This window comes from Methylophaga sp., assembly GCF_030651745.1.
The window spans coordinates 1-7976 of the sequence record NZ_JAUSCC010000069.1 but is presented as its reverse complement, the minus strand read 5'-3'; the positions used below and the strand labels follow the sequence as shown (position 1 = coordinate 7976).

The window sequence follows — 7976 nt, the reverse complement described above, 5'->3', positions numbered from 1 at the left end:
TTCTTCAGCCCACAATGTCATCAGGTTGTTCAATGTATCAGAACCGATACTGGTCAAGTTGCCAGATACACCTGATACAGATTTGTATTCAGGAAGATTTGGATCAACGTCAGCCAGTGTTACGGATGAGAACGCCATCGTCACAGCGGCGCCCAGAACGGCGAGTTTAGTTTTGAACATGAGTGTTCAGCTCCATTGGTTGAGAGAAATAAAGCAACTACAAGCTGCTTACCTGACCTAGTATCGGGCCGGACTGTGACAAGAGTATGAAGTTAATATGACAATTCAATGACAACCGCAGCGATGATCTGAGCTTAGATATCGCTGGGTTCAACCAATTTATTTTCCGGAAAAATGCAGGTAAAACGCGAACCTTGGCCAATCTGGCTATCAATAGTGAGCACCGCATTATGGCGTTGCAGCACATGTTTCACGATGGCGAGCCCAAGCCCCGTTCCCCCCGCTTCACGGGAACGGCCGGAATCAACGCGATAAAACCGTTCGGTAAGTCTTTCCAAATGTCGGGTTTCTATGCCATCACCATGATCAATCACACTGATTGACGGCACATTTTGGTCAACCTGCCAGACAACCTCAATCTCGCACGCTTCCGGCGTATATTTCACCGCGTTAAACACCAGATTGGAAATGGCACTGCGCAGCTCATCGACATCGGCCAGTAACCATTTATCACTGAGGTTCTGCAGGGTTATCTGATGCGCGTTGAAATGTTCCAGACGTTTGGCATCTTCAACAATTGCCGCTAGTAGCCGTGGAATATCCGTTGGTCTGTGTAATAAAGGTTTATCACCGGTTTCCAGTTGCGATAAAGCCAGCAAGTCTTTAATCATTAAATGCATGCGCTGGCTTTGCTGCTGCATCACCGGTAATGCATGACGCCATAAATCAGGATCACTTTCCGTGGTCAGGGTTTCCAGATAACCACGTAATACGGTCAATGGAGTACGTAATTCATGCGACACATTGGCGACAAAATCGCGGCGCATACGTTGCAGTTTTTGGGTTTGGGTAATATCTCTGGCGATCAACAAGCGATCCTTGCTGGCATAACGTACTACTTTAAATTCCAGCTGAATACGCTCATCCATAGGTGATGGAGAGATCACCGCTGTCGGAGCATCGACTTCCATCTCAAGCAAGCTTTGAAATGCCGGATCTCGCACCAGATTATTAACGCGCACACCATTATCTCTAGGCCAGCTGATGCCAAGTAATTCTGTTGCAGAGGTATTGGCCCAACTTACCTGACCAAATTCACCCATTACTACAACTGCATCGGGTAATGCGGCAGTGGCCGACTGAAAACGTTTTAAATAACCTGTGAGTTTTTTCTTGCGGCTGCTGTTTTGTGCCCGCATCTGTTCTATCTGCCGACACACATCATCAATCACCCCTTCGGCTTCAGGCGAGCGATTTTTTTTCGGTTTATCTAACCAGCTTTTTAATTGAAACCATTTGCCTTGCAGCCAGAAAATATAAATAAGTGCCGCAATAAACAGAAAAGCCATCATATGCCCGACTACCAGCCCGACAAAGCCTGCCAAGCTGAGCACGGTCAGTAAACGCCAATAATCCCATTGCATTAGCGTGCTCCGTTATTCAGCAGAAAAACGGTAACCCACACCACGAACGGTTTGCACCAGATTGTCGTGACCACTTGGTTCTAAAGCTTTGCGTAAACGACGAATATGCACATCCACTGTGCGCTCCTCTATATATACAGTGTCACCCCAGACAAAATCTAATAATTGAGAACGGTTATAAGCCCGCTCTGGATTCTTCATAAAGAAATGCAACAAACGGAATTCAGTCGGGCCCAATTCGATTCTTTCACCATTAACGGAAACCCGATGGCTTTTGGTATCCATTACTAATTCTGCCATTTGCAGTTTTTGCGCATCATCGCTATCAATGGGTCGGCAACGACGTAATACGGCTTTGATACGAGCGATCAGCTCTGGGGGTGAAAAAGGTTTGTTGATGTAATCATCTGCACCGACACTGAGACCTTTGACCATATCTTCGCTTTCACCTTTGGCGGTGAGCATAATGACTGGAATTGAAGCCAAAAACTCATTGGCACGCAGTCGTCGGATAAACTCAATGCCATCAATTCCTGGCAACATCCAGTCGAGTAAAATCATGTCAGGCTGCTGGTTTTTCAGCCACTCCAGACCGGACTCTCCATCCTTAGAGGCTTCACAAGTAAATCCTGCCTGACGCAGACTGAAATTAATCATGTCACGTATGGCGGCATCATCTTCCACTAACAAAACCGATATGCTCATGTGCGGGGGTTCCCTGATGTATTTTTGCGTAGCGTAAAGCTTAACGGGCAAATATGACAGTTTGATAACAGCGCTGAAAGCTTTATCAGCTCTGGGCTTGCCGCGGTAACATTTTTGAAATAATGCTGGCGGCGAAAATCATCAATGCTGAAATAACTAAACAAGCAGCCAAGCCGGCAACCTGATAAACCCAGCCGGATAACAAAGTACCAAACAGTCTGCCGGCAGCATTTGCCATGTAATAAAAGCCAACATCCAACGACACACCGGCTGCATCAGCATAAGACACAATCAGATAGGAATGGATCGCCGAGTTAATCGCAAAGATAGCGCCGTAGATCAATAAACCGATAGTTAATGCCGGTAGTACCGCCCATTGAAAATACACAGCGCCAGCAATCAATAAGGGCAACACTAAAAGTGGTAAAGACCATAACCAGACATGATAGCCATCCGGCGCGTTTTGCTTGGAAAAGCCGGTGAGTTTAGGTGCCAACGCCTGCACAATGCCATAGGCAATAACCCATGCCGCCAGCAAAGCGCCGACATAAATCGCTGGCCATTCCAATTGCGCATGCAAAAACACCGGTAGCGCCACAACAAACCAGATATCACGTGAACCAAATAGGAAAAATCGAGCTAACGACAAACGATTCACTGCCGCACTTTTTGACCAGATATCACTGAATTTGGGTTTGTTTTTGGCTTTGCCTAAATCACGCTGCAACATCACGATGCTGAAAATCAACACAACCAATAACACTGCAGCCATAACCAAAATGGCACCACGAAAGCCTATCCATGAAAGCAAAGCGGCACCGACAAAAAAACCTACCCCTTTCAAGGCATTTTTTGAACCGGTGAGAATGGATATCCATTTAAATAAAGTAGATTGTGCGTCATCTGCCACCAGCATTTTGATACTGGATTTGGCGCTCATTTTATTGAGATCTTTGGCAATACCCGAAAGCGCCTGCGCGACCATCACATAGGCTACAGAAAGCCATTGCGGATCCACCAGCAGCATTGCTAAAGCAATAACCTGCAATAACAGGCCCAGATGCATGGTGACATTAAGCCCTAATCTTGCGGCCAGCCACCCACCCACCAGGTTTGTCACAATGCCGAAAAATTCATACAAAACAAACAGCATTGCCACTTCAAGCGGGCTGTAACCAAGCTGATGGAAGAACAACACCACCAACATGCGTAATGCACCATCAGAAACGGTAAACGCCCAATAACTGAAGGTCACCACCAGATATTGCTGAATCGCTACCGGTAAGGCTTTAAGTTTATCCAGCATATTCAAATTTGCCTGAGAAATTTACCAGATGAAGAATATGTCAACTTAATGAATGTTTGATTACAGCATGATGCCTTTTATCATAAAGAAAATGCAGGCTGATAAGGTTGCCGCTGCTGGAACAGTGACGATCCAAGCTGTAACGATCTTTTTCACCATATCGCGTTTTACAAACAGGTTTTTCTTTTCTTTTTTGAGGATTTTTTTGGCTTTTTTCAGCTCAGCTTCTTCTTCGTCAATCAACCGGTAAAGCTCGGTAATACGCTGATATTCCTCAACGGATTTTGCGGGTTTTTTCTCCAGTTTTTTCAACTCGCCGCGCAAGGCATTGAGCATTTTTTTATCATCTCTGATTTCAGCTTTTTCGCGATCAATCTGTCGTTCGATTTTATTAGATTCATCCAGCCATTCACGCAGGAACCCCACCCCGAACACACCGCCAATCGCCACATGCGTGGTGCTGACCGGTAACCCCAACTGACTGGCAATAATGACCGTTAATGATGCTGCCATCGCTATGGAATAAGCTCGCATTTGATCCAGCTCGGTAATTTCACCGCCGACAGTGCGAATCAATCGTGGACCATACAAGCCCAAACCAATAGCTATACCAATAGCCCCGACCGCCATAACCCATATCGGAATACCAGCCTGCGAAGTAATACCGCCGGTCATGATCGCGTCGTTAATCGCGGCTAAAGGCCCGATGGCATTTGCAACGTCATTGGCACCATGGGCAAAACTCAATAATGCAGCAGCAAATATCAATGGAATGGTGAATTGTCCATTCACGCTATGCCGATCGTTTTTCATGCCAGCCATATTTCTTTTGAGTGACTTCTTCACTAAGCCAAAAACCAATAAACCTATAATCAGACCGATGGTTGATGCAGTAGCAAAAGCTGGTTTTGCCCTTGCCTCTATTGAAATCAGTGGCAATGCATTGATCAGCTCCATCCAATGACCCCAGACTTGACCGAGACCTTTTAGAATCAGATATGTCACAAACGCCCAGGCCATTACACCCACATAGACAGGAACCCAGCGATATGAAGCCTGAATTTTATCTTCACGAAAGATGATGGTTTTTTTGATCGCCAATAAAAACAGTGCAGCAATAATGCCGCCCATTAACGGTGAAATGATCCAGGAGCTGACAATCGCTCCCATGGTTCCCCAATTAACAATATGAAAACCAGCGGCGGCCATGCCCGCTCCCATTACCCCGCCGACAATTGAATGCGTCGTCGAAACCGGCGCTCCGGCAAATGTGGCTAGATTCAACCATAACGCTGCCGCTAACAAAGCTGCCATCATGGCCCAGATAAAGCTATCGGTATCGTCGCCGAATTGGTTGAGATCAATGATGCCACCTTTAATGGTCGACACTACTTCACCACCGGCAATGAAAGCCCCTGCGGCTTCGAATATCATGGCGATCATAATGGCACCGCCCATGGTCAATGCCTTGGAACCAACTGCCGGACCGACATTGTTGGCGACATCATTGGCACCGATATTCATGGCCATATAACCACCAAATACGGCGGCGATAGCGAGGAAAAGATTATTGGGGACACCACCTGTTGTGGCGAAGCTGTAAGCGAGGATGGCAGCGAGGAAGAATAAGGCAAAACCTATTCGTGCTATTTCAGCATGGCTTTTTTTATAGGCCTGCTTTTCAAGTTTATGAATGGTTTTGATTTCCACAAGTCACCTGTGCGTTGCCAAAAATGAGGCTAATTATTACAGTTTAACGACAACATGACACCTTGTTACATTCACCCATGTAACAATCGACTGTTAGAATGGTCTGTAACTGCAACGAATCAGTGGCGATCTTTACATGAAACAATTTTTAATCCTGCTTATGCTGCTCAGCAGTTTTTCAGCACAAGCGCGACCCAGCCTATTGGAAAAATTCGGCTTTAATAATGCTGATATGCCTCCTGAAGTAGATGAAGCCTTTGCTTTTGATGCAGTGCTCACCAATCCCGAAACGATTCTGGCCGGTTGGCGAATCATGGAGGGTAATTATCTTTATCAGGATAAAATCCGCTTTGAAATAACCGATAACGACGCGGTGCAGATTGGTGCATTCACCTTGCCCGCCGGGGATATGAAGAATGATGCCTACTTTGGGCTTTCAGAGGTTTATACCCGTGATATACAGCTAAATCTACCCTTGATCCGCAGTCAAACTGACGCAACCTCCCTGACCTTAACGGCTCACTATCAGGGGTGCTCTGAAACCTTTGGTATTTGCTATCCGCCAACTCGCAAGACCATCACTCTAAGTCTGCCCGCTATCAGCGATGCAACAGCGGTAGAAACGCCTGTTGTGCAAGAGATTGCTGCACCAACAGGTATGAGCTCCAATCTAATCAGCCAACAGGAGGAGATTTCACACCGTCTGCAAAACGATAATCTGCTCCAGATTTTGTTTGGATTTCTGGGACTCGGCTTACTGCTCGCCTTTACCCCTTGTGTATTCCCAATGATCCCGATTTTGTCCGGCATCATTGTCGGTCAGGGTGAAAGCATCACCACGCGCCGGGCGTTTGTTTTATCACTGACCTATGTTTTAGCCATGTCGGTGACCTATACCGTTGCAGGCGTTTTAACCGGCCTGCTCGGTGGCAATTTACAAGCGATGCTGCAAAACCCCTGGGTCATATCCAGCTTTGTCGGCATTTTGCTATTGCTGGCATTATCAATGTTTGGCTTTTATGAATTACAGTTACCGCATGGATTGCAGCAACGCCTGCATCAGCTCAGTCATCGTCAGCAAGGCGGCACCTTGTTTGGTGTGGCTTTGATGGGTCTGTTATCAGGATTAATTGTCGGACCGTGCCTGGCACCGCCTTTAGCCGGAGCCTTGTTATTTATCAGTCAGCATGCTGATCCCGTATTAGGTGGTGCCGCTTTGTTTGCCATGAGTATCGGCATGGGCATACCGTTATTGATCATCGGCACCTCAGCAGGCACGTTGTTACCCAAAGCAGGCCGCTGGATGGAAAACATCAAAGCATTTTTTGGGGTAATGCTGATCGCATTGGCCATCTGGATGCTGGATCGTATTCTGCCAGGCTGGGCAATTTTATTTATGAGTGGCGCCTTGTTAATAATTACCGCGGTTTATCTTGGCGCACTGAATAATTTGCCGATTGAGGCTACCGGCTGGCAAAAATTCTGGAAAGGTCTCGGGCTGTTGTCACTTATCAGTGGCGCTTTGTTATTAATTGGTAGTGCCAGTGGCGGACAATCTATTTTGCAGCCTTTGCATAAACTGAGTGTTGGCAATGCCAGCTCAACTTCTCAACCAAGTCTGCAATTTGCTTATGTAAATTCAATTGAAGAACTTGAATCCGCGTTAAACCTCAGCAATAAACCGGTAATGCTGGATTTTTATGCCGACTGGTGTACCGATTGTAAGGCTATGGAACAAACCACTTTCCGGGATGCTCAGGTGGTCAGTACTTTGCAGAACTTTACGTTGTTGAAAGTCGACCTCACAGATAACACCAATGCGCATCAAGCATTATTAAAAGCCCTGCGGGTATTTGGTCCGCCAAGCATGTTGTTTTATGACAAAAATGCTGAAGAATCCACCTCACATCGTTTGGTTGGTCATGTCTCTGCTGCCCAGTTGAACGCTCATTTGGCGGATTTCCTGGCCCAACAAACGAAATAACAAGAATAGCTGTATTTCGGCGAAATTAGCGACAAAAAGCCGGATTTTTAGTTAAAAAGCTGGACAATAAAGTGCTGGCTGGTGCAAAATCCCGCCTTATATTTCCAGTGTTGGTGTGTTGTTGTTATGGCGAAATTTCTAGTATTGCATGGCCCCAATCTGAATTTGTTGGGTCAGCGCGAGCCTGAAATTTATGGAGCCACTACCCTCGACGATATCAATACTCGATTGCAACAGTTGGCACAGGCTGATGGCCATCAGCTCAATTTTCTGCAAAGCAATGCTGAACATGAACTCATCTCTGCCATACAGTCAGCCCGTCAACAGTATGATTTTATTTTAATAAACCCCGCAGCTTTTACCCATACCAGTGTGGCACTTCGTGATGCATTAGCTGCGATAGCAATACCTTTTATCGAAATACATTTGTCCAATGTGCATCGTCGTGAGGCGTTTCGTCAGCAGTCCTATTTTTCGGATTTGGCTGTCGGCGTAATTTGCGGACTCGGTGCACAAGGCTATGAATTGGCATTACAAGCTGCCATTACACACACCAACCATCAAGGCTAAATCATGGATATTCGTAAAATAAAAAAATTGATTGATTTGATTCAGGAATCGGATGTTGCAGAGATCGAAATTTCTGAAGGTGAAGAATCTGTTCGTA

General features: G+C 46.1%; 6 protein-coding genes and 2 pseudogenes. 3 read left to right on the top strand and 5 right to left on the bottom strand.

The genetic code is table 11. The annotated features are described in order from the left end of the window. From Q7V21_RS08230 to Q7V21_RS08210, 5 genes and pseudogenes are all read right to left on the bottom strand, one after another. Positions 1-180: pseudogene (locus Q7V21_RS08230) on the bottom strand (phosphate-binding protein); the annotation flags it as partial. 134 nt (positions 181-314) lie between these two features. Then, positions 315-1604, bottom strand: coding sequence for a phosphate regulon sensor histidine kinase PhoR (gene phoR / locus Q7V21_RS08225; protein WP_304916825.1), 1290 nt, complete (start codon positions 1602-1604; stop codon positions 315-317). Between the two features lie 12 nt (positions 1605-1616). Then, positions 1617-2309 (bottom strand): phosphate regulon transcriptional regulator PhoB, encoded by a 693-nt coding sequence (gene phoB, locus Q7V21_RS08220; RefSeq protein ID WP_304916824.1) that lies wholly within the window; start codon positions 2307-2309, stop codon positions 1617-1619. 85 nt (positions 2310-2394) lie between these two features. Then, entirely contained in the window at positions 2395-3615 is a 1221-nt protein-coding gene (gene arsJ, locus Q7V21_RS08215; RefSeq protein WP_304916823.1) for an organoarsenical effux MFS transporter ArsJ, read from the bottom strand. A 60-nt stretch (positions 3616-3675) separates the two neighbouring features. Beyond that, positions 3676-5325 (bottom strand): inorganic phosphate transporter, encoded by a 1650-nt coding sequence (locus Q7V21_RS08210; RefSeq protein WP_304916822.1) that lies wholly within the window; start codon positions 5323-5325, stop codon positions 3676-3678. Between the two features lie 136 nt (positions 5326-5461). Here Q7V21_RS08210 and dsbD point away from each other — a divergent pair, with 136 nt between their 5' ends. From dsbD to Q7V21_RS08195, 3 genes and pseudogenes are all read left to right on the top strand, one after another. Then, the gene (gene dsbD / locus Q7V21_RS08205; protein ID WP_304916821.1) at positions 5462-7309 is read left to right on the top strand and encodes a protein-disulfide reductase DsbD; all 1848 of its coding nucleotides are present in this window, start codon (positions 5462-5464) and stop codon (positions 7307-7309) included. Between the two features lie 126 nt (positions 7310-7435). Beyond that, entirely contained in the window at positions 7436-7879 is a 444-nt protein-coding gene (gene aroQ, locus Q7V21_RS08200) for a type II 3-dehydroquinate dehydratase (protein WP_304916820.1), read from the top strand. 3 nt (positions 7880-7882) lie between these two features. Further along, positions 7883-7976: pseudogene (locus Q7V21_RS08195) on the top strand (acetyl-CoA carboxylase biotin carboxyl carrier protein); the annotation flags it as partial.